This is a genomic window from uncultured Parabacteroides sp. (assembly GCF_905196875.1).
Lineage (GTDB): Bacteria > Bacteroidota > Bacteroidia > Bacteroidales > Tannerellaceae > Parabacteroides.
The window spans coordinates 82166-101011 of record NZ_CAJJWO010000005.1 but is presented as its reverse complement, the minus strand read 5'-3'; the positions used below and the strand labels follow the sequence as shown (position 1 = coordinate 101011).

At 41.7% G+C, this 18846-nt stretch carries 20 protein-coding genes and 1 tRNA gene; 15 read left to right on the top strand and 6 right to left on the bottom strand.

The window, feature by feature from the left end:
• Positions 1 to 91: 91 nt before the first annotated feature.
• Entirely contained in the window at positions 92 to 262 is a 171-nt protein-coding gene (locus QZ076_RS03325; protein WP_007658993.1) for a 4Fe-4S binding protein, read from the bottom strand.
• A 111-nt stretch (positions 263 to 373) separates the two neighbouring features.
• Here QZ076_RS03325 and QZ076_RS03320 point away from each other — a divergent pair, with 111 nt between their 5' ends.
• On the top strand, positions 374 to 1075 hold the full coding sequence (locus QZ076_RS03320; protein ID WP_293710344.1) for a porin family protein: 702 nt from the start codon (positions 374 to 376) through the stop codon (positions 1073 to 1075).
• On the opposite strand, the gene QZ076_RS03315 is transcribed toward QZ076_RS03320, so the two are convergent.
• From QZ076_RS03315 to rsfS, 3 genes are all read right to left on the bottom strand, one after another.
• Positions 1062 to 1895 (bottom strand): phosphatidate cytidylyltransferase, encoded by an 834-nt coding sequence (locus tag QZ076_RS03315; RefSeq protein ID WP_293710342.1) that lies wholly within the window; start codon positions 1893 to 1895, stop codon positions 1062 to 1064. The genes QZ076_RS03320 and QZ076_RS03315 overlap by 14 nt on opposite strands.
• A 138-nt stretch (positions 1896 to 2033) precedes the next feature.
• The gene (gene ftsH, locus QZ076_RS03310) at positions 2034 to 4067 is read right to left on the bottom strand and encodes an ATP-dependent zinc metalloprotease FtsH (RefSeq protein WP_293710339.1); all 2034 of its coding nucleotides are present in this window, start codon (positions 4065 to 4067) and stop codon (positions 2034 to 2036) included.
• A gap of 29 nt (positions 4068 to 4096) precedes the next feature.
• Positions 4097 to 4456: a ribosome silencing factor gene (gene rsfS, locus QZ076_RS03305; protein WP_293710337.1), complete on the bottom strand. Its 360-nt coding sequence runs from the start codon at positions 4454 to 4456 to the stop codon at positions 4097 to 4099.
• 226 nt (positions 4457 to 4682) lie between these two features.
• On the opposite strand from rsfS, the gene QZ076_RS03300 reads away from it, so the two are divergent.
• Positions 4683 to 4753 (top strand) — tRNA-Gln (locus QZ076_RS03300).
• Between the two features lie 39 nt (positions 4754 to 4792).
• On the opposite strand, the gene QZ076_RS03295 is transcribed toward QZ076_RS03300, so the two are convergent.
• Complete coding sequence (locus tag QZ076_RS03295; protein WP_293710335.1) at positions 4793 to 5746, bottom strand: helicase associated domain-containing protein; 954 nt, start codon at positions 5744 to 5746, stop codon at positions 4793 to 4795.
• 672 nt (positions 5747 to 6418) lie between these two features.
• Between QZ076_RS03295 and QZ076_RS03290 the strand changes: the two genes are divergently transcribed.
• From QZ076_RS03290 to QZ076_RS03230, 13 genes are all read left to right on the top strand, one after another.
• Positions 6419 to 7453, top strand: a complete 1035-nt coding sequence (locus QZ076_RS03290) for a site-specific integrase (protein WP_293710334.1) — start codon at positions 6419 to 6421, stop codon at positions 7451 to 7453.
• Positions 7454 to 7684: 231 nt separating this feature from the next.
• Complete coding sequence (locus QZ076_RS03285) at positions 7685 to 8275, top strand: DUF3575 domain-containing protein (protein WP_293710333.1); 591 nt, start codon at positions 7685 to 7687, stop codon at positions 8273 to 8275.
• A gap of 1 nt (position 8276) precedes the next feature.
• On the top strand, positions 8277 to 8813 hold the full coding sequence (locus QZ076_RS03280) for a DUF3868 domain-containing protein (protein WP_293710331.1): 537 nt from the start codon (positions 8277 to 8279) through the stop codon (positions 8811 to 8813).
• Entirely contained in the window at positions 8810 to 9733 is a 924-nt protein-coding gene (locus QZ076_RS03275) for a FimB/Mfa2 family fimbrial subunit (RefSeq protein ID WP_293710329.1), read from the top strand. Before QZ076_RS03280 ends, QZ076_RS03275 begins: the two co-directional genes overlap by 4 nt.
• 67 nt (positions 9734 to 9800) lie before the next feature.
• On the top strand, positions 9801 to 11942 hold the full coding sequence (locus QZ076_RS03270) for a BACON domain-containing carbohydrate-binding protein (protein WP_293710327.1): 2142 nt from the start codon (positions 9801 to 9803) through the stop codon (positions 11940 to 11942).
• A gap of 23 nt (positions 11943 to 11965) precedes the next feature.
• The gene (locus QZ076_RS03265; protein ID WP_293710326.1) at positions 11966 to 14212 is read left to right on the top strand and encodes an FISUMP domain-containing protein; all 2247 of its coding nucleotides are present in this window, start codon (positions 11966 to 11968) and stop codon (positions 14210 to 14212) included.
• Between the two features lie 11 nt (positions 14213 to 14223).
• Complete coding sequence (locus tag QZ076_RS03260; RefSeq protein ID WP_293710324.1) at positions 14224 to 14505, top strand: HU family DNA-binding protein; 282 nt, start codon at positions 14224 to 14226, stop codon at positions 14503 to 14505.
• Between the two features lie 147 nt (positions 14506 to 14652).
• A complete protein-coding gene (locus QZ076_RS03255) occupies positions 14653 to 15138 on the top strand; it encodes a hypothetical protein (protein WP_293710323.1) in 486 nt (161 codons plus the stop codon).
• 82 nt (positions 15139 to 15220) lie between these two features.
• On the top strand, positions 15221 to 15379 hold the full coding sequence (locus tag QZ076_RS03250) for a hypothetical protein (protein WP_293710321.1): 159 nt from the start codon (positions 15221 to 15223) through the stop codon (positions 15377 to 15379).
• A 5-nt stretch (positions 15380 to 15384) separates the two neighbouring features.
• Positions 15385 to 15897, top strand: a complete 513-nt coding sequence (locus QZ076_RS03245; protein ID WP_293710319.1) for a GNAT family N-acetyltransferase — start codon at positions 15385 to 15387, stop codon at positions 15895 to 15897.
• 276 nt (positions 15898 to 16173) lie between these two features.
• Entirely contained in the window at positions 16174 to 16620 is a 447-nt protein-coding gene (locus QZ076_RS03240) for an HU family DNA-binding protein (RefSeq protein WP_293710317.1), read from the top strand.
• Complete coding sequence (locus QZ076_RS03235; protein ID WP_293710315.1) at positions 16617 to 16829, top strand: hypothetical protein; 213 nt, start codon at positions 16617 to 16619, stop codon at positions 16827 to 16829. The genes QZ076_RS03240 and QZ076_RS03235 overlap by 4 nt, the downstream gene beginning before the upstream one ends.
• A complete protein-coding gene (locus QZ076_RS03230) occupies positions 16813 to 17220 on the top strand; it encodes a D-Ala-D-Ala carboxypeptidase family metallohydrolase (protein WP_293710313.1) in 408 nt (135 codons plus the stop codon). Before QZ076_RS03235 ends, QZ076_RS03230 begins: the two co-directional genes overlap by 17 nt.
• An 80-nt stretch (positions 17221 to 17300) precedes the next feature.
• Here the strand turns inward: QZ076_RS03230 and QZ076_RS03225 are convergent, their stop codons facing one another.
• On the bottom strand, positions 17301 to 18794 hold the full coding sequence (locus tag QZ076_RS03225) for an IMP dehydrogenase (RefSeq protein ID WP_293710311.1): 1494 nt from the start codon (positions 18792 to 18794) through the stop codon (positions 17301 to 17303).
• Positions 18795 to 18846: the final 52 nt, after the last annotated feature.

Below are 18846 nucleotides of genomic sequence, written 5' to 3'. Positions count from 1 at the left end.
GGAAAAAATAATAACGGGCAGTTTCTTAAATAAGAAAAACTGCCCGTTATCTTTTATAGGTATCCTTATCGGTTGCCTATTTTACTTCGGTTTATGCAACCGGATGAATTGCTTCAGTTGGACAAGCGTCTGCACAAGTACCACAATCAGTACACATTTCAGGATCGATATGGTAGATATCGCCTTCTGAGATAGCTCCTACCGGACACTCGTCGATGCAAGTACCGCAAGCAATACAATCTTCACTAATTAAATAAGCCATTTTCTTAAACGTTTAAATTGATAACTATTAGTTGGTGCAAAAATAGAGTTTTATTTGTATTTCTGCAATAAGTTCCTATCTTTTTCGTTATAATTCAAAATTGATTGAGAGTTGAGACGTCTATTATTTCTATTATTGGTCTGTAGCCTTACCTTACCGAGTGTAATGGCGCAAAAAGAGAAGGTTAAGAATCAGCCGTATGCCGATTTGAAATGGCTCCATCTGGGGTTTCATGTCGGATTACATGCGCAGGATTTGTTGTTGACAAATACAGGTGTTACAACTGACGGTGAAACGTGGTTCGCTGAAATACCCAGTTATTCGCCGGGATTTAGTGTCGGAGTAATCGGGGATATGTATCTGAATCCCTATTTTAACCTGCGTTTTGTTCCTACTGTCCATTTTGGGGATAAGAAGTTTCTTTTCCGGGAACAGACGACAGGGGAGGAGTTTACGACTTCCGTTCGCTCTACCATACTAAGTTTTCCGTTGGATGTGAAGTATTCGGCTCTCCGGTTAAATAATTATCGCCCTTACCTGATTGGTGGAGTCTATGGGGCCATGGATCTCGGACGTAAGAAAGGAATGCCGATTTTACTTAAAGGTGCCGATTTCGGGCTGGAGTTCGGTGTCGGGTGCGATATCTATCTGCCATTCTTTAAACTTTGTCCAGAATTGAAGTTTTGCTTCGGATTAGTGGATCTGTTGGCTAAAAACCGTAACGACCTGACTGATCAGGAACTGATCAAATACCCCAATTCATTATCGAAAGCAACCTCCCGTATGGTTGTATTGACGTTTAATTTCGAATAAAGAGTTCTATATAAATGTAGGCTGCAGGAGCTGCCAGCATCAAGCTGTCGAACCGGTCAAGCATACCGCCGTGACCGGGGAGGAGATTACCGGAATCTTTTACTCCTAATGTTCTTTTTAACAGCGACTCGGTCAAATCGCCCCAAGTTCCGAATATAACCACTGTGGCCGATAGTCCTAACCAATTATACCAGCTAATTTCAGGTGCATACCAGGCCAACGCCTGCGATGCCCCCAGTACAACAGCTAATCCGCCAAAGAAGCCTTCCCATGATTTTTTAGGTGATATGCGTTCAAATAATCTCCTTTTACCAATTAGAGAGCCGACCAAGTAAGCTCCTGTGTCGTTCAGCCAAATAAAAATAAAGATAGCCATGACGAACAGTGGAGAGTAAACAATCGTTCTCGCAGTATCGGGCATGGCCGCAATGAAGTTCAACATAGAGAATGTTCCTGCACAATAGATCTGTGCAAAAAAAGTAAAAGCCCAGTTATTGATTGGATTCGGCGCTTTATAATACAGTTCGGCAACTAATGTGTATATAAGGAATAATAGGTAGGGGAGAAAAATGAGTCCATCTGTCAACTGGTTGGTATAAATGAAGGTGGCAGCAAATAAATAGACTCCCCCCAGCGAACCAATAAATCGTTTGATAGAAGCATCCTCATAATGTTTTACAAGACCATAAAACTCCCATAACGTTAATCCGGTGATCAAACTGAATATAACAAGGAAAGAGATTGAATGGTAGCATATAGCTCCGACAAGGATTGTGACGAAGATTATACCCGTAAGTGCTCGTATGATCAGATTTTTCAAAGCCGTATTATTTAGTTCGTTTGTTGATTTATTTTTCGTGCAAAGATAAAGAATAAATCCAAATATAAACAGAGAGGCCAGATAGTATCTTCAATAAAGAACTATCTGGCCTCATTTTATTCCTCAGAGACGAACGGGTCAGGCCATTTTTTCTGCCGTATTGTCACCTGCAGGTGAAACCTGGGTGTTATCTTTGTTGGCAGCAGTCTGTTCCTGTTTGCTGTTGTTCGCTTTTTCCTGTAATTCCAGAATTTCCTGCGAACGGGAAACCCAGGCACGTTTACCGAAGATATGTTCTACATCTTCTGTGTAGATCACTTCCCGTTCGAGTAAAACCTGTGCCAATGCGTGATGTCCTTCCTTGTTTTCAAACAGGATTTTCTTGGCACGTTCATACTGTTCGCTGATGATCTTTTGTACTTCCTGGTCGATCATCCGGGATGTCTCTTCACTGTACGGTTTGGTGAATCCCCAGTCCTGACCGGTTGAATCATAATAATTCAAGTTAGGCAGTTTTTCGCTCATACCGAAGTAAACGACCATTGCATAAGCTTGCTTGGTTACACGTTCCAGGTCGTTGGAAGCTCCGGTTGTTATTTTACCGAGGAAAAATTCATCTGCCGCACGACCGCCCAAAGTTGCGCACATTTCATCCAGCATCTGTTCGCGGGTGGTGATCTGACGTTCTTCCGGCATATACCAAGCTGCTCCCAGAGCTTTGCCTCTGGGGACGATGGTCACTTTTACCAATGGATTGGCATGTTCGAGGAACCAGCTTAATGTAGCATGACCGGCTTCGTGGAAAGCAATACTCTTTCGTTCATCCGCCGTCGTTATCATAGAGCGTTTTTCCAAACCGCCGACGATACGGTCGATAGCGTTCATGAAGTCCTCTTTTTGAACGAACTTCTTGTCGCTACGGGCTGCGATCAATGCAGCTTCATTACAAACATTAGCAATGTCAGCGCCGGAGAATCCCGGAGTCTGGCGGGCCATGAATTCCGCATCCACGCTTTCGTCTATCTTGATCGGGCGTAAATGTACGCCGAATATTTCCTTACGCTCGTTCAGGTCGGGCAATTCCACACTGATCTGACGGTCGAAACGTCCAGCACGAAGTAAGGCTTTATCCAGAATGTCGGCACGGTTGGTTGCTGCCAGGATGATCACCCCACTGTTGGAACCGAAGCCATCCATTTCTGTCAACAACTGGTTTAATGTGTTTTCGCGTTCGTCATTACTGTTCATATTGGCGTTTTTGCCACGGGCACGGCCAACAGCATCGATCTCGTCGATAAATACGATACACGGAGATTTCTCTTTTGCCTGGCGGAATAGGTCGCGAACACGTGATGCACCAACACCGACAAACATCTCAACGAAGTCGGAACCTGAAAGGGAAAAGAACGGAACATCCGCTTCTCCTGCTACAGCTTTGGCTAGTAATGTTTTACCTGTTCCTGGAGGGCCTACCAACAAGGCACCCTTAGGTATTTTACCTCCCAGTTCCGTATATCTTTCCGGGCTTTTAAGAAAGGATACGATTTCTTCTACCTCTTGTTTGGCCTCCGACAATCCTGCTACATCCTTAAATGTTACTTTCCGGTCATTATCTTTGTCGAATAATTGTGCTTTAGCTTTACCTACACTGAAAACTCCACCGGGACCTCCACCTGCACCTCCGGACATTCTCCGCATCAGGAAAATCCATACGGCAATAATGAGGATGATCGGTCCGAATGAAACAAGGAAGTTCCATATAGCATCATCTCCTTCTTCAAAGCGTACCTGGGTGTCAATGTGGTTATCGGTAACCGCTTTGTCGTAAAAATCGGAAAATTTGTCTGCCGATGGTATTTTTACGTATACCTTCGGGTTTGTTCCTAAAGCTGAACTGTCGCTTTTAAATACTAATCCTTTTTGTCCGCTTTTGACTGTCGCCTCAACCATGTTTTTCTTGTTGTAGACAACCATCTTGTCGAATACGTTTTCCTGAGCCAGCTTCTGGAATTCTGTCCATCCCAGTTCTTTTGACGCCGAAGAATCGTTAGTCAGATACAAAGCAATAAGCATCATGAATATTAACCCGTACATCCAGTACAGGTTAAACCGGAACATTTTAGGCTTATTGTTCTTCGGTGTTTTATTAAACATGTCGTTTTTATTTTCCATACTTTGAATTCGATAATATTAATCCGGCCTTAGTCGAGATTCGGAATCTGGGTGACTTTAGCGTCAGACCATAGGTTATCCAGATTATAGAACTCACGTTGTTCCGGTGTAAATATGTGTACAAGAACCGTGCCATAATCCATACCTATCCATAGGGAACTTTGATTGCCGTCGATAGATAGTGGTTTTTCACCTGCATTTCTACGCACAAAGTCCCATACTGAATCGGAAAGGGCTGATACCTGGGTAGGAGTATTTCCTTCGCAGATAACCATGTATTGGCATACTGCCCCAGATAGCTGGGTTAAATCTACGGTTACAATATTTTTGCCTTTTTTTTCTTGTAGACCTTCTACAATTGTTTGTACTAATTCTTTTGTTTGATCCATCTATTTTTTATTGAATAATATTTCGAAGACGCAAATATACTTCTTAAATTTATTATGTACATGCTTTATCTGTTTAATATATGTATAAACCCTGCAATTTCAAAACAGAGAAAAGAAGAAAATGTTTATTTTGATGAAATTTTTTTGCTGAATATTTGCAGATATGAAAAATGTCCGTATCTTTGCACCCGTAATCGAGAAATATATTACTCGGGACAATAAAAACTGTTCTATGGTGTAATGGTAACACGTCAGATTCTGGTCCTGAAATTCCAGGTTCGAGCCCTGGTAGAACAACAAAAGGTTTGAAATTATTTTCAAACCTTTTTTTATGTCTTATTCATTATTTCCTCTGCCCCATTTGAATCCTATACTATTCAGCAATAGGATACGATCATTGTTTAATTTTCCTTTTCTTCTTAGGTGTGCCATTCTCATCCACCAGGAATAGAGGGCTCTTTCTTCCTCTGACGTCGTGGAAGGATATCGTTTGTAGGTGGTGATGAAATCACAAAACTCGGTGTATCTGCCAAACCATATTCTATTTAGCTGTTCTTCTGTACGGCCGTTGCTGGTTACAGTGAGTTCCCATTCAAAACCTAAGTCGGTTAATTTTTTGATCTGTAAAGAAGTCAATTTTCCGGTTTTATCCGTTCCGTTTTTATAGGCTCTCATTTTACTGCACCATTTAGCCAATCTGGTTTCTTCTGAATCTGTGGCGTGGGATGGCCATCTTCCGTTGTGGAGGTAATACTTCTTGACCATGTTGAATGATTCGTTCCAGCTTCTTTTCTTTCTGTTTTTATTCCATTGGAATCCGATGGCATCCAACATTTGAATACGTTCATCACTCAAACGGCCTTGCAAAATGCCGTTTCTAACACTTTTTTGGGTAGTACACCAGTTGTAAAGTTTGTTCTCTTCCGGGTTTGGTGAACCGGGTAGAGGCCAACGTTTCTCATTTTTTACGAAATCCTTCAGTTTATAATAATTATTTTCCCACTGTTCGGTACTTTTTTGCAACTTATCGGCATCTATTCTGTCTACCAGCTCAATAATTTTCTCAGGTAATCTTTCGGGAAAATGATTTCTGAGGTATCTGATTCGAACGATCCATTGTCCCAAAGGCAGTTCTTTCGGGTCTTTGGCAGTGGGTGAAGGCCATTTGTTGTTTTTTTCAAAAAAAGCAATAGTAGAACGATATTTATTATTTCGTTTTTTACTGACTTTATTTGGTTTACGTGTTTTGCGAACTTTGCTTTTTTTATCAATCTTACCTATTGGTTCCATCTAACCTTTTTATTTTATCAATGTTTTTTATATGAATGATCTGAGATGTTTTTCTCAGTTTTCAAAGATATTCAAATATTTGATTTTTAGATATATGTAGTTCATGTTATTTTGTTATTTTGACAAAATGTCATTAAACCTATGCATTCCTTGTACTGTATTAAGACATTCTCCGGATTTTTTAGAATAATCTGTTCCTGACGAGTTGGGATATAGCAGATTGTTGTTGTCAGGTCGTTTGTTGATCACTCTGTCCCTATATTTGAAAATCTTTCGGATGTTTTTTTTGAGTGTTAGTAATATTTTGCTATGACTGAAATATTGTTACTACAAAACGATTCCACTTTTATCACCGATCGGAATAAAATAATCTTTTTTTCTCTTTTATACTCTTGGTATTTTCCTGTTTTATGCCTTTTTCCTGACTATTAAAAAAATCATCCGAATGAATTCCAAAATTCATCTGCATAGTTCATGCCAAACTACCGGATGTTTTCCCTGAAATATACGGAAGAATTAAAAAATCATTCGGATGATTTCTGGTAGCCCCTTTGAAAACCTCGTAAAATTCCCCTTATTTTGTCCGGAAGCAACCAAAACGTCTGTATCCCTGTTAGTAAAAAATCCAAAATCCTGACATTTGGAGAGTAAAAACACGAAAACGATAAATAAATGAAAAGTCGAGAAAAGAAAGGAATTCTGTTGTTGGATCATTATTTCCAGCAACAGATCAGGTATTTGAATGAGAGTGAAAAACGGTTTACGGCAGCCAGCTATCGGAGTACGATGCAGTCGGTTCGCCGTTTTATAGGTGAAAGTTCTGATTGTTTTTATCTGGAGAATGTTACAAGTGAGTGGGTATCCGATTATGTCAGTTATATGCAGGAAACGGACCATCTTTCGGCGGGCAGTGTCAACTGCTATTTTCGTACGCTGCGAGCAGTTTATAATAAAGCCCTGAAACAGTATCGGATCGGGGAGCCGGAGGAGTACCCGTTCAAATCCAACGCAATCGTAGTGCCGCCCACAATCAAGCGGGCATTATCAAAGGAGGATGTTTGTCTGCTGCGTGATGCGGAGCTGACAGGCGAGAAAGCTCGTGCCCGCGATATTTTTATGTTCCTGTTTTATGCCCGGGGAATGTGTTTCGTAGATCTTTTTAATTTGAAGAAAAGCGACTTCTACGGGGGATATATCAATTACAGCCGTAGTAAAACGGATATGCCGCTGCGTGTCAAGATTATTCCGGAGTTACAGGAGTTGGCCGAACGGTATGCAGAAGAAAGCAGTCCGTATCTTTTTCCTTTCCTCCACTACAACCGCTACAAGAGTGAAAAGGAAGTATCCGAACAGAGTGCCCTTCGCCAAGTCAACCGCAACCTGCGTGCAGTGGGTGAAGATCTGAAATTCTTTATCCCGTTAACCACTTACGTGGCACGCCATACTTGGGCAACACTGGTGGAAGCCTGCGGTACGGCAACATCGATCATTAGCCAGGCATTGGGGCATAGCTCGGAGCGGGTGACAAAAACGTATATGAAAGGGATGCCTTCACATCTGATTGATGAAACCAATGAAGATATGTTGAATTCGTTTATTCGCGGAAAATCAATGAAAGGTAAAAAGAAAGGAAAGAGTAAAAATAAAAAATGTCTGATTCCTTGTAAGAATCGGACATCTAATGGTTGTTTAATGATGACCCCATGAAAAACACAGGCTATCTGTCTGCAAATGTACATGTTATTCTACAATAAACAAGGAAAATGTGAAAAAATAAAAAAGACTTTATAATCTAATCCGAATAAAAACAGTTCTCCAATCGCTCAATTTTCTTAAATAGTTCCTCCTTAAATATCTGAAATTCAGCAAATATTCTCTTTCCATTTTTAGATGTCCGATTCTTACAAGGAATCAGACATCTTGTATAGGGAAATAGGAATGAAAAGATCGGAAGAAAGAAAAGAACTCCAGTTGCGAGCCACGTTTTTAGCCTTGTTGCTGCTATCGTTGTCCTTAACATCTAAAGGGCAGCAGGTAGGGATAGGGACGAATGTGTCATGGTGGCTGACTTCTACGCCGAATGCCGAGCTGGAAATAGCTTTATCTAAAAAGCTGACATTGAACCTTTCAGGAAGTTATAACGCGTGGACTTTCTTCCCGGATGAAATGACGTTGCGGCATTATCTGGTGCAGCCTGAAGTGCGTTACTGGCCTTGCAAAAGTTTCGAGGGGCACTTCTTCGGGATACATGGGCATTATGGTCATTATAATATCGGACAGATACCTTTTATCCCCGGACTGAAAGAGTACACCTATCGGGGAGAACTTTACGGGGGAGGCTTTTCGTATGGTTATCATTTTGCCATTGGCGGACGTTGGGGATTGGAATTGTCGCTGGGAGTGGGATATACTTATCTGGAATACAATACATATGTATGTACGGAGTGTGCGGAGCTTGTAGGAAGATACAAACGTCATTTTGTAGGGCCTACTCGACTGGGTGTTTCTTTCATATATATAATACACTGATATGGGGAAGAAAAAAGGTAAATACTGTTTTTGGACTGCTTTATTGTTCTTATTCATCCAGGCTGCCTCATCTCAGACGCGGAGTATCCTTTTTACCCCGCAGAGTATGATGATCCGCGACGACAGTGTCCGTATAGAAATGAAGATCACCATCCGCGGTATCCAACTCCCAACGGAGCGTAGCTTGAGTTTGACGCCTTATCTTTGTAAAAGCAACAAGAATGTTACACTTCCGTCAGTTATCCTCTATGGCCGTCAGCGTTATCGCTTCGACCGGCGCGAAGAATTGATCGATCCGCGCATGTGTCTCGTAAAACCTTATACGCGTCTAGTCGGTCTGAATGAAAAAAAGACTTATACCCTGCAATATAAAGTAAGTCTCCCTTACGCCGGTTGGATGCGTCATGCCTCCCTCTGCCTGCGACAAACAGGCAAGGATTGTTGCACAGAAACCAGACTTTCCGATAATGTTTTAACCGAAGACATACATCTTCCCGATCCTTGTATCGGAGAGATAGGGAAAGGAGGCGAGCCATGAAATTTATAAATCTCTTGTCCCTGTTCTTTCTGGTTCTTACCGGTTGTAACATTGACGGCGAACTGGCAGAGTGTCCGTATAATGTCAAATTGGAATACTGGTACACAACCAATAGTATGCAAAGCGAATTACCATTCTACATTTATACGTTTCGTGAATATCTCTTTGATGAGCATGGCCTTCTTTGTGATATAATCAATCGTTCGGCAAAAATGAGTACAACTAGTACATTTAGTCTGCCGCCGGGTAAGTATACATTGCTAACCTGGGCAAATATAGACTCATTAAGCCAAGCGAATAAAATAGAAATTGGGAAAACATATCTTTCGGAAATGTGCCTGTTGACAGATACGGAAGCAGATACAGAGCCTTTGTTTTATAGTTATCATCCATTTACGGTCGAAAGTATCGGCTTTACCCGAAGTCGTATCGACTTATTACATTGTCATTTAAAGCTAGGAGTAACAGTAAAATGGAAGGAAACACCACCTGTTAACAGTGGAAATTTTCGCATGACACTCTCTGGGCTTTCTCCCATTTACAGTTTCCAACCAGAATATATGGAAAAGAACCAGGCAGGGAAAAATGTTCATATACCTGGACGACCGGACAAGGTAACGAAAGTCAGACATGAAACAAGAGCGAAAATGGATATTTCCCATGAAATCAATGGCTGCTTTGTCACCTACCGTTTACACAATAACGATCATCCGATATTTTGCCTTTGGGCGGCAGATAAAGCGATTACGCGCGAGATCGATCTGTATAAATATTTCCATACAATGCATATCGATCTGGATTACAATCTTTGTCAAGAGTTTAATCTCCTGATGGAAATAGATAAAGATGGTAATGTGAATGTTTCGGCCGCAATAAGCGGTGACTGGATAGACGGAGGTACAATTGGTACGGAGAGCTGAAAAAATAGTTGGGGCAAAATAACGCAGCAAACAGACTGCAAAATATAAACATTTTAATTTAAAAGTTATGAGAAACAAGTATTTATTGCTGATGGCAGCAGGTTTTCTGCTCACATCCTGTAATGAAAACGGGGAATTGCCGGGGTCTGATGCTCCTGCAAACGCTGAAGGTCAACGAATATCTTTTGTTTTTCCCGGGACCTCGCAAGGGATAGTGCCCTACACGAAAGCGATAGCTAGTGAGGCGGAAAACAAACTGGAAACACTGGATATTTATGTGTTTGGAGAGGATACATTGAGTTCCAAAACACCAAAATCAATGGTGTTGGAAGAGATATTCCGTAGTGGTGGTGGCGGAACAGAAGAAAATAGTTTTGATCTTTCTGCTACAGGTGAGAATAAAACGGCAACAATCTCTATTACCCAAGGAGAACGAAAATCATTTTATTTTGTGGCAAACGGCCGTAGTCATCAGTCGCTGAGTGAAATCCGTCTGCATGAAACAGATACGGTGGCATTTCGAAAACTAATGACTAATAAACAGACTGACTTGTTAGGTTGTCCGGTTCTGATGAGTGCGATATGTGATACAACTATGTCTACGGTAAAAGGTCGTATCAAAGTATCGTTGATACGTCGGGTGGCACGTTTCGATATATCGAACGATGCAGTGGCAACCGGTTTTGTTATTCAGAAAGTCGGTTTGGAAAATGTCCCGGAAGAAGGTCCCGTTTTTCCGGAAACACCGTTCAGTACATCCCGTTATGCGAAGTTGCCTGTCATTGATTTTAGCAGCTTGGAAAATTCGAATGCAGGTGAAACAAATAGTGTGTTTTATCTCTATCCGTTGGATTCGACTGAAATGCATAAAAGTGAAGTAAAATTGACATTGATCGGGAAAAGTACGGATGGGGCTGTGCAGGTCGTTCAGGTTCCGATGTTGAATTATGAGAACAAACAACCGATCACGATAAATCCGAACAATCGTTATAAAGTAGTTGTGGAAGAGCGTGGTTTGGGAACGTTGGTAGCAACGTTGAGTGTACAGGAATGGCAGATAGCCGATACTTTAAATGTCGCCCCTGATTTGGGAACGATTGTTTTGAAGTATGAACCGAAAGAGGAAGATGCTCCAGTGGAGGGTGAAGAGGTAGCAGATCCTACTCCGAAAGCAGATATTGCTTTTGAAAATAATACTCTTACAGTAGGTGCGGCAACGATAGCAGAGGCTATTCGTATAGATGTGGAATCAGGAAGCGAATGGGAACTTGTAACAGATACTTCGGTAGACTGGCTTACGGTGGAGAAGAAAAAAACAGAAAGTACAACAGATAATCCAGATGTGGTAGATTATATCGCTATAACAACAACTAAAGATAACCTGAGTCAAAATATGCGTGAAACAATTGTTATGGTTCAAAATGTGGTTCGTCCTTCCATTCGCCAACCGTTGGTGGTTCGTCAGAAAGGCGCAACTGCTGCGGAAAACCATATCGACATTACTGCGGATTTTAAATGGATGGCAGGGATTTCTTTCAGCAATAATATTCTGAATGTTCCGGGGTTGAAATCGAATGCAGAAGATGATGAAACGTTTAGTATAGCCTTGAATATCTCAGCTTCGGGTACAGGATGGGAAATAGCCAACAGTTCTGTACTGAATGATTGGGTAAAAGCCCAAAAGAGCGATGATGTATTGACCTTGATGATTAATCAGAATACTACAAAAGATACACCAAGAGAACAAAAAATAGAATTGAAAATAACGAATACTGAAATCACTCGCTCTTTTACAGTTAATCAGGCTGCTCCCGATTATGGGACAATCCGTTTGAGTTGTGATGATATGGATGCAACTGGTAACGTTACAGTTCCGGTAGCTGGTTTTACAGATGCACCGGCAGGTGATGAATCACACAGAAATATGCGTAAAATTTCAGTAGCAGCAAATACTGCCTGGGAATGTATCATTACCTATAATGGAAATCCGGATGATCTTACAGATACAACGACTGCGACGGATTGGTTGAATGGCTCTTCCACTACTCCCGTTCTAACTCCGGGAACCTATAATGGTAATGTCTATATCAAAGCCGCAGCTAATGGAACTACAAGTAGACGTTCAGCAACGGTAACGATCGTGAATAAAAAAGATAATTATGTCTCTCAGTCGATCACCTTTATACAGGAGGCTGGGCAAATAGAATAAAAATAAACGGAAAGGAATAAAATATGAAATACAATATAATACTGTTATCATTGCTTTTAACTGGTTTTCTGGTATCATGCAATGAAGAGGAAGTAAACCGTAATACGGATTATGTGGAACCAGGGTATGGTAAACTTACTTTGACAATGGATTTACCGTTGAATACTGGGACGAAAGCGGAAGGAGATGTGCTGACTGACGTTTCTTTCCCTAGTGAAAAAGAAATCAGTAGTGTCGCCTTTTTTGTACATACGGAAGCAGACGAACAGGGTGCCGGAACATTTGGTAAATATTTCAGTACAGAAGAAGTGGGTGCCGCTGAAGGACTGAACGAGCCTTTGATTGCTATTCCTGATCAGGCAGGCAAGTACAAGGCTTCTATCCGCCATCGCAGTGATGGCTGGAAAAATCCCGAAGTGGTCGTGATAGCTAATTATGAAGCAAATGAGTTGACTGATGTTTTAAAGGCTGTTACAACCTGGGAAGAACTTCAACAGGTAACGACCTTGGCAGGACAAAATAAGAATGCAACAGCACCATTACTTATGTATGCTGGACAAGTCATAAAATCATGGGAGTCGACGGCAATGATGAGTGGTGGCGGTTCGGTAATAGAGACTTTTACAATGGAACGTTTGGTTTCACGCATTGATATTCGCAACTATGCTTATGATCCTGATAATGCAGAAAAGAATTTTGATTTGAAATCAGCCCGCTTAGTCCGTCCGCGAATTGGCGTATCTTTGGTTCCCGACCAGAAAGAAACTGTAATTATGTCTACAGATATTTTTCCGTTCGGAAGTAAAGTGGAATTAGTGGAAGAAGAGGGTTATGCTACCTACCAGAAAATAGACAGTATATATACTTATGAAAATGCGAATGACGATCCGGCAACAGCTACGGCTATTCAGATAGAGGGAACATTAGGAGGTGTTACAATTACTAAACTTGTCGATTTCAAAAAAATAGATGTAGCCGGTACGCCGATCCCGTTAGCTCGTAATCATCGATATCAGATCAATATCAACCCGGCTCCCGACAGGGTAGATGTTAATTTTGATGTTGTTGTGGCTGATTGGAACGAAGGAGAAGAGATACGTGTAAAGCCTTCTTTTCCGAAAGCTGAATTTAATATCACATCAGAGGAAACGGCTTTAACAAAGGCGGGTATGGTCTGGAACGGGACGAAAAACATAATAGATATAACCAATGCAACAGAAGAAGCGACCTTTACATTTACCACAACAGGAAATACGGAGACAGAACCAGAAGTGAAATTTTTGTATGATAAAAGTGGACTTTCGGTAGGTGGAATTGATAAACCTACAATTAATCGTGTTCCTGCAATTGCTGATGATAAACCAATTGTAACAACTTCGTATACGGTAACAATCCCTTATCAGGCAACGACTAAAGTTCCTGTCGATATTGTTTTGAATATTCATAATTCGAATAATAAAAGCGTTGGGGATACGATAATTATCCGAAGTTTACCAAATTATGAAGGAACGACTGCTAAACCTGTTTTGATGAAGGATGGAAGGTATTGGGCTCCGGTGAATGTGGGAGCGACTAGTATTCCAACTTCAGTTCCGACCACGGGTAACATAACTGGTACCTGTGGAAATTTATTCCAGTGGGGGCGTAAAGATGGTGTGCCTAATACGGCTAATGCTGACGAAATGACTAATAGTACATACTCCGGAAATTCCTATCCAACTAAGAATGACTTAGATAATTTTGATACGTGGAAAAATAAATGTATTATTTCAAAGTCTACAAGTCCTAATATGCAGAACAATTGGTTGTTAATAAAGGGTGCAAATACTGACAATCCTTCTGGTAATGAGATGGATAACTCTGAGTATAAATGGGCAAATCAATTGTGGAATACAGGAACTGAAAATGCTCCGGAAAAAACAAAATATGACCCTTGTCCTAAAGGTTGGCGTGTACCCACATTTACTGAATGGAAAGCTATTATGGGAAATGGTCAGTCGGGAAATAATTTCTTAAAAATGCAGGGGAAAAATACTAACGAATGGTTAATCTTACCATTGGCTGCCCGTCGTGGAATTACTAATGAGGGTAAACCAATTCAAGAATACCAGGGGAGAGAAGGTTTTTATTATTCATCTACTCCTAAAGGCAATTCTATACATGTATGGGGTGTTGATGTTAAATCTACAACTATGACAGATCGTTATGATAATCGGGTAAATAGTTTTACAGTTCGCTGTATCCAAAATGATGGTACTGAACCTGAATAAATTGATAAACAATGAATAAACAGGAATTGACTGTAAGGATATCCGAAAAGATGGATATTCCTCAGTTGGAAGCATTACGCTTTATTCATGCAATGTTGGAAACGGTCTCCGAAGAGTTAGGTAGGGATGGTACATTGCTTTTGCAAGGATTCGGAACTTTCACTCCTTGGAAGCAGGTGGCGCGTGTAGGGCGCAACCCTAAAACAGGAGTTTCCTGCCTGATCCCGCCACGCATCAGTGTAAAGTTCAAACCCGGCAAGCATCTGCTGGATAAGTTGAACGGAGGCGGGTAGCGGTATTATCCGGTTCCGGTTTCAATCCTCATATCACCGGCTGTCCTTTCTCTCTTTTAAGGAGAGACGGGCAGCCGGTTTTGTTTTTCAGCGCCGGCCGGGCGTGGTATCGGAGAGCCAAACCTTATCTCTCCGATAGCATGTATCATGAAAAAACTATTAACACAGATGCAGTTGCTATTCGGCAACGCACCAACGCCTGCGTCGTTTAACGCCAAGTTACAAACCCTCGAAGAAGCCGCCCGTCAGGAATATCGCCTCAACCTCTGCCACCTGGCATTCGGCTATTACGACTCGCTTCCCAAGCCCTTCTGCAAATTCATCGACGCCTACTTCAAACACGATCGCGAACTCTACGTCGATTACCTTATCCATCACACCCCTTTGGGGCACTTACGTTATTCGCTTCAAAATCCCGACCTTTTCCTTCCCATGCTATACGTCATCGAAAACGCCGACCGCAAAGGCCGTCCCAAATATCACCATCAGGCCTCTAGCCTCCTTCTCGCCTTCAACTTCCCCTACAAACTCGAAACCTTCGACAACTACCTCTGCCACTCCCAACCCGACTCCAGCGATCTGCGGGAGTTTCTTTTTTTGATGGGGAAGATAAAGGTAGGAGGGGAGTATTAAAACTTATGTCTATAAGCTTGTTGAATGTGAAATAATGATTATCTTTGTACCAGATAAATTGATCATTAAAAATAAATGAATTATGGCCAAACCTATTAAAGAAACTCCGGTGTTATTTGGAAAAGATGCAGAGCGTTTTATTCAATCGATTGAAGAAGTAAAACCTGCATCTGCGGAAGAAAAGAAGCGCGTAAAGGATGCTTATGAAAAACTGAAACGAATAGCAACCTTTATGATGTGAACAATATGAAACTCGCGAAGTTAGAAGAACTCACAGAAATAAAACCGTTTGACTGTGGTGACGCAGATTTAAACGGTTTTCTTTTTGAAGATGCATTGTATTACAAGGATCAAATGATAGCCAATACTTTTATTCTGGAAGATGAAAATGAGACAATTGCTTATTTTAGCCTTCTCAATGATAAAATTACTCAGACAACAATCTCTAAAAATTTATGGCGTAAACTTAGACAAGCTTTCCCTCACAGGAAGCATTTAGGTAGTTATCCGGCTGTAAAAGTAGGACGCTTGGCCGTTTCGCGGAATCATAAAAAAGAAGGTTGGGGTACAGAGTTGATATCGGCTATTAAGCAAATGCTGATTAATAATCAATCTATTTCAGCCAATCGATTTCTTACGGTAGATGCTTATCTGGATGCAGTTCCGTTTTATGAGAAGAATGGCTTTAAACGACTGATTAATGAAACGGAGGACGATACACTTCCGATGTATTATGATCTGAAAGAATTAGTTAGCTAAAAGACAAAACTCTTTTGATTATAGTTCCCGTCCCGCCTGCCCTTTATATTGGGTGCAGTCGGGACGTTTTGTATTTTAACGCTAAAAGGCTTTAAAATACTTCCCTTTTATTTTCCTGAATTTGATCGGACAAATATTGCTTTTCTTTTTAATGTGTTTGATTAATAGTGTTTTAACTCGTGTTTTTCAGGAATTTATCCGTTTCTGCTGCCCCTACCTTTGTACCATACTCGAATAAAGGGTATGTAATTATTCAACATCTAAAATTTATAAGGTATGGCATTAATATTTAAGAAAGTGCAGAGAACGATCAAGTTCGGGGACGATAAGGACAAAGTGAAAACGTATGCAGTGGCAAAGGCCTCGGGGTATTGTGATATGGCGAAGTTATGCGAACTGATATCCAACCGTTCTGCGATGTCGAGTGCAGATGTGAAAGCGGTTCTCGATTCGCTGAACTGGGCTATGGGATTGGAACTTCGCTCCGGTAGTATCGTGCAGGTAGGCGAATTTGGCAACTTCCGTTTGTCGGTAAGATCGAACGGAACGGAAAACAAGGATGATTTCAATGCTTCCTGTATCAAAAAGGCCCGTATTGTTTTCTCTCCGGGCTCGAGTTTGCGCTGGTCGAACCAGATCACGAAGTTTGAGGAAGAAACGGAACCTGTGAAAAAAGAAAATGGTGCAGGAGATGATGACGACGATCGTCCTGTGATCGAATGAAACGGTTAACCGTTCAGTTAGTTATGGCAATCCTGCTCGTTGTGGGCGGGATTGTCCTACTCTTTTCCGGTTTTTGGGTAGCCCCTGCCGGAGAGATCCATAACAGTATCCTTGTCGCTTTTGGCGAGATCAGCACATTTGCCGGAGCCTTGTTCGGCGTAGATTATTCATACAAGATAAAACAAGCAAAAGATGAAAAAGAACATTAGTAGAGATTTTTCCTGGGAAGAAATGACTTACAGCAGCATTGCAATAATAAACGGCCTGAGAAATGACCCGCCCGACGAAGTTCGTGAAGCGATTCGTGAATTAGTAAAATGTCTCCTTCAACCGCTCCGCATTGCTTACAACAAACCGATCGTTGTTACCAGCGGCTATCGCAGTCCGGAAGTGAACCGCTTGGCAGGTGGTGTCCGTTCGAGCCAGCATGTCAAGGGGGAGGCGGCTGACTGTTATGTACCGGATATTTATTTCCTACTGGATACGTTGAAAAATAGCGGCCTGCCTTTCGATCAGGCAATCCTTTACCGAAAAAAACATTTTCTTCATTTATCGTATCGGGTGAATGGCAAACAGAGACGTCAGATATTATACAGATAAAATCAATAAAAAATCCCCAGCAGCAAATAACCTGAACGAGGTATTTACCGTTGGGGATTGAGTATTGTTTTTAGATATCCTTAATTCTGCTCTTTCAGAATCACGTCATGCGCACCACCTTCGACGATACTTGTAGAAGAAACCAACGTAATCTTGGCATTCTTCTGTAACTCCGGTATGGTGACGGCACCGCAACTGCACATGGTTGCTTTGATCTTGCCTAATGTCAGATTCAGATTGTCTTTCATCTTGCCGGCATACGGAACATAGCTGTCTACTCCTTCTTCAAATTTAAGTGAGGCGCTTCCTCCCATGTCGTAACGCTGCCAGTTCTGGGCGCGGTTTGAACCTTCTCCCCAATATTCTTTTACAAAATTGTTGCCGATGCGCAGCTTCTTTGTCGGAGATTCATCGAAACGGGCAAAATAACGGCCCATCATCAGGAAGTCGGCACCCATTGCCAAGGCAAGTACCATGTGGTAATCGTGTACCAGACCGCCGTCGCTGCAAATAGGAATATAGATACCTGTCTGTTCTTTATATTCATCACGAGCCATCGCTACATCGATCAGAGCAGTGGCCTGTCCACGTCCGATACCTTTCTGTTCGCGGGTGATACAGATAGAACCGCCACCGATACCCACTTTGATGAAGTCGGCTCCGGCTTTGACCAGATAAAGGAAACCTTCTCGGTCTACCACATTTCCAGCTCCTACCTTTACTTTGTCTCCATATTCTTTCTTGATCCACTGCAATGTTTCGTATTGCCATTCGGAATATCCGTCGGAAGAGTCGATACATAATACATCGACACCGGCTTCAACCAATGCCGGGACACGTTCCATGTAGTCGCGGCTGTTGATACCGGCACCGACCAGCAACTTCTTGTCGGCTCCCGAAATTTCGTTCGGGTTCTCGCGATGGTTGTCATAATCTTTGCGAAATACAAAATAAGCCAGCTTCTGGTCTTTGTCTATAATAGGCAACGTATTTAATTTATGATCCCAGATGATCTGGTTGGCTTCTTTCAGCGAGATACCGAGTTCACCGACGATCAATTTGGAGAAAGGAGTCATGAACTCTTTTACTTTTGTAGCGGGATCGTCTTTTTCTGCGCGGTAGTCGCGGCTGGTGACAAGTCCCAGCAGTTTACCATTAGGCGTTCCGTCGTCGGTAACTCCGATTGTGGAATGTTCTGTTTTACTGACGAGGGCGATTACATCGGCCAGTGTATTTTCTGGTGTCAGGTTTGAATCACTGATTACAAATCCGGCCTTAAATTTTTTCACTCTGCGTACCATGTCTGCCTGGCTGGTGATAGGCTGTGATCCGAAAATAAATGAAAGTCCTCCGTTGCGTGCCAACTCGATAGCCAGTTCAGGTCCGGATACCGATTGCATGATAGCCGAAACAAACGGGATATTTAATTCGATAGAGGACTTTTCGTTGACATTATGTTTCACAAGTGCTGTTTTCAGTGAAACGTTTGAAGGTACGCACTGTTTAGTGGTCAAGCCGGGAATAAGCAGGTATTCTCCGAAGGTTCTAGATACATCGTTTAAGTAAACTGCCATATGATTAATATTTACTGGATGAATTTTGTACAAAAGTACTGAATTCTCTTCA

What these genes read in the sequence shown, in the direction of transcription:
- QZ076_RS03250 (WP_293710321.1), top strand. Translation starts at nt 15,221, where the DNA reads ATGGCCAAACCTATTAAAGAAACTCCGGTGTTATTTGGAAAAGATGCA.
- QZ076_RS03265 (WP_293710326.1), top strand. Translation starts at nt 11,966, where the DNA reads ATGAAATACAATATAATACTGTTATCATTGCTTTTAACTGGTTTTCTG.
- QZ076_RS03290 (WP_293710334.1), top strand. Translation starts at nt 6,419, where the DNA reads ATGAAAAGTCGAGAAAAGAAAGGAATTCTGTTGTTGGATCATTATTTC.
- QZ076_RS03260 (WP_293710324.1), top strand. Translation starts at nt 14,224, where the DNA reads ATGAATAAACAGGAATTGACTGTAAGGATATCCGAAAAGATGGATATT.
- QZ076_RS03280 (WP_293710331.1), top strand. Translation starts at nt 8,277, where the DNA reads ATGGGGAAGAAAAAAGGTAAATACTGTTTTTGGACTGCTTTATTGTTC.
- QZ076_RS03275 (WP_293710329.1), top strand. Translation starts at nt 8,810, where the DNA reads ATGAAATTTATAAATCTCTTGTCCCTGTTCTTTCTGGTTCTTACCGGT.
- QZ076_RS03230 (WP_293710313.1), top strand. Translation starts at nt 16,813, where the DNA reads ATGAAAAAGAACATTAGTAGAGATTTTTCCTGGGAAGAAATGACTTAC.
- QZ076_RS03295 (WP_293710335.1), bottom strand. Translation starts at nt 5,746, where the DNA reads ATGGAACCAATAGGTAAGATTGATAAAAAAAGCAAAGTTCGCAAAACA.
- QZ076_RS03225 (WP_293710311.1), bottom strand. Translation starts at nt 18,794, where the DNA reads ATGGCAGTTTACTTAAACGATGTATCTAGAACCTTCGGAGAATACCTG.
- QZ076_RS03255 (WP_293710323.1), top strand. Translation starts at nt 14,653, where the DNA reads ATGAAAAAACTATTAACACAGATGCAGTTGCTATTCGGCAACGCACCA.
- QZ076_RS03285 (WP_293710333.1), top strand. Translation starts at nt 7,685, where the DNA reads ATGAAAAGATCGGAAGAAAGAAAAGAACTCCAGTTGCGAGCCACGTTT.
- QZ076_RS03270 (WP_293710327.1), top strand. Translation starts at nt 9,801, where the DNA reads ATGAGAAACAAGTATTTATTGCTGATGGCAGCAGGTTTTCTGCTCACA.
- QZ076_RS03325 (WP_007658993.1), bottom strand. Translation starts at nt 262, where the DNA reads ATGGCTTATTTAATTAGTGAAGATTGTATTGCTTGCGGTACTTGCATC.
- QZ076_RS03235 (WP_293710315.1), top strand. Translation starts at nt 16,617, where the DNA reads ATGAAACGGTTAACCGTTCAGTTAGTTATGGCAATCCTGCTCGTTGTG.
- ftsH (WP_293710339.1), bottom strand. Translation starts at nt 4,067, where the DNA reads ATGGAAAATAAAAACGACATGTTTAATAAAACACCGAAGAACAATAAG.
- QZ076_RS03240 (WP_293710317.1), top strand. Translation starts at nt 16,174, where the DNA reads ATGGCATTAATATTTAAGAAAGTGCAGAGAACGATCAAGTTCGGGGAC.
- rsfS (WP_293710337.1), bottom strand. Translation starts at nt 4,456, where the DNA reads ATGGATCAAACAAAAGAATTAGTACAAACAATTGTAGAAGGTCTACAA.
- QZ076_RS03245 (WP_293710319.1), top strand. Translation starts at nt 15,385, where the DNA reads ATGAAACTCGCGAAGTTAGAAGAACTCACAGAAATAAAACCGTTTGAC.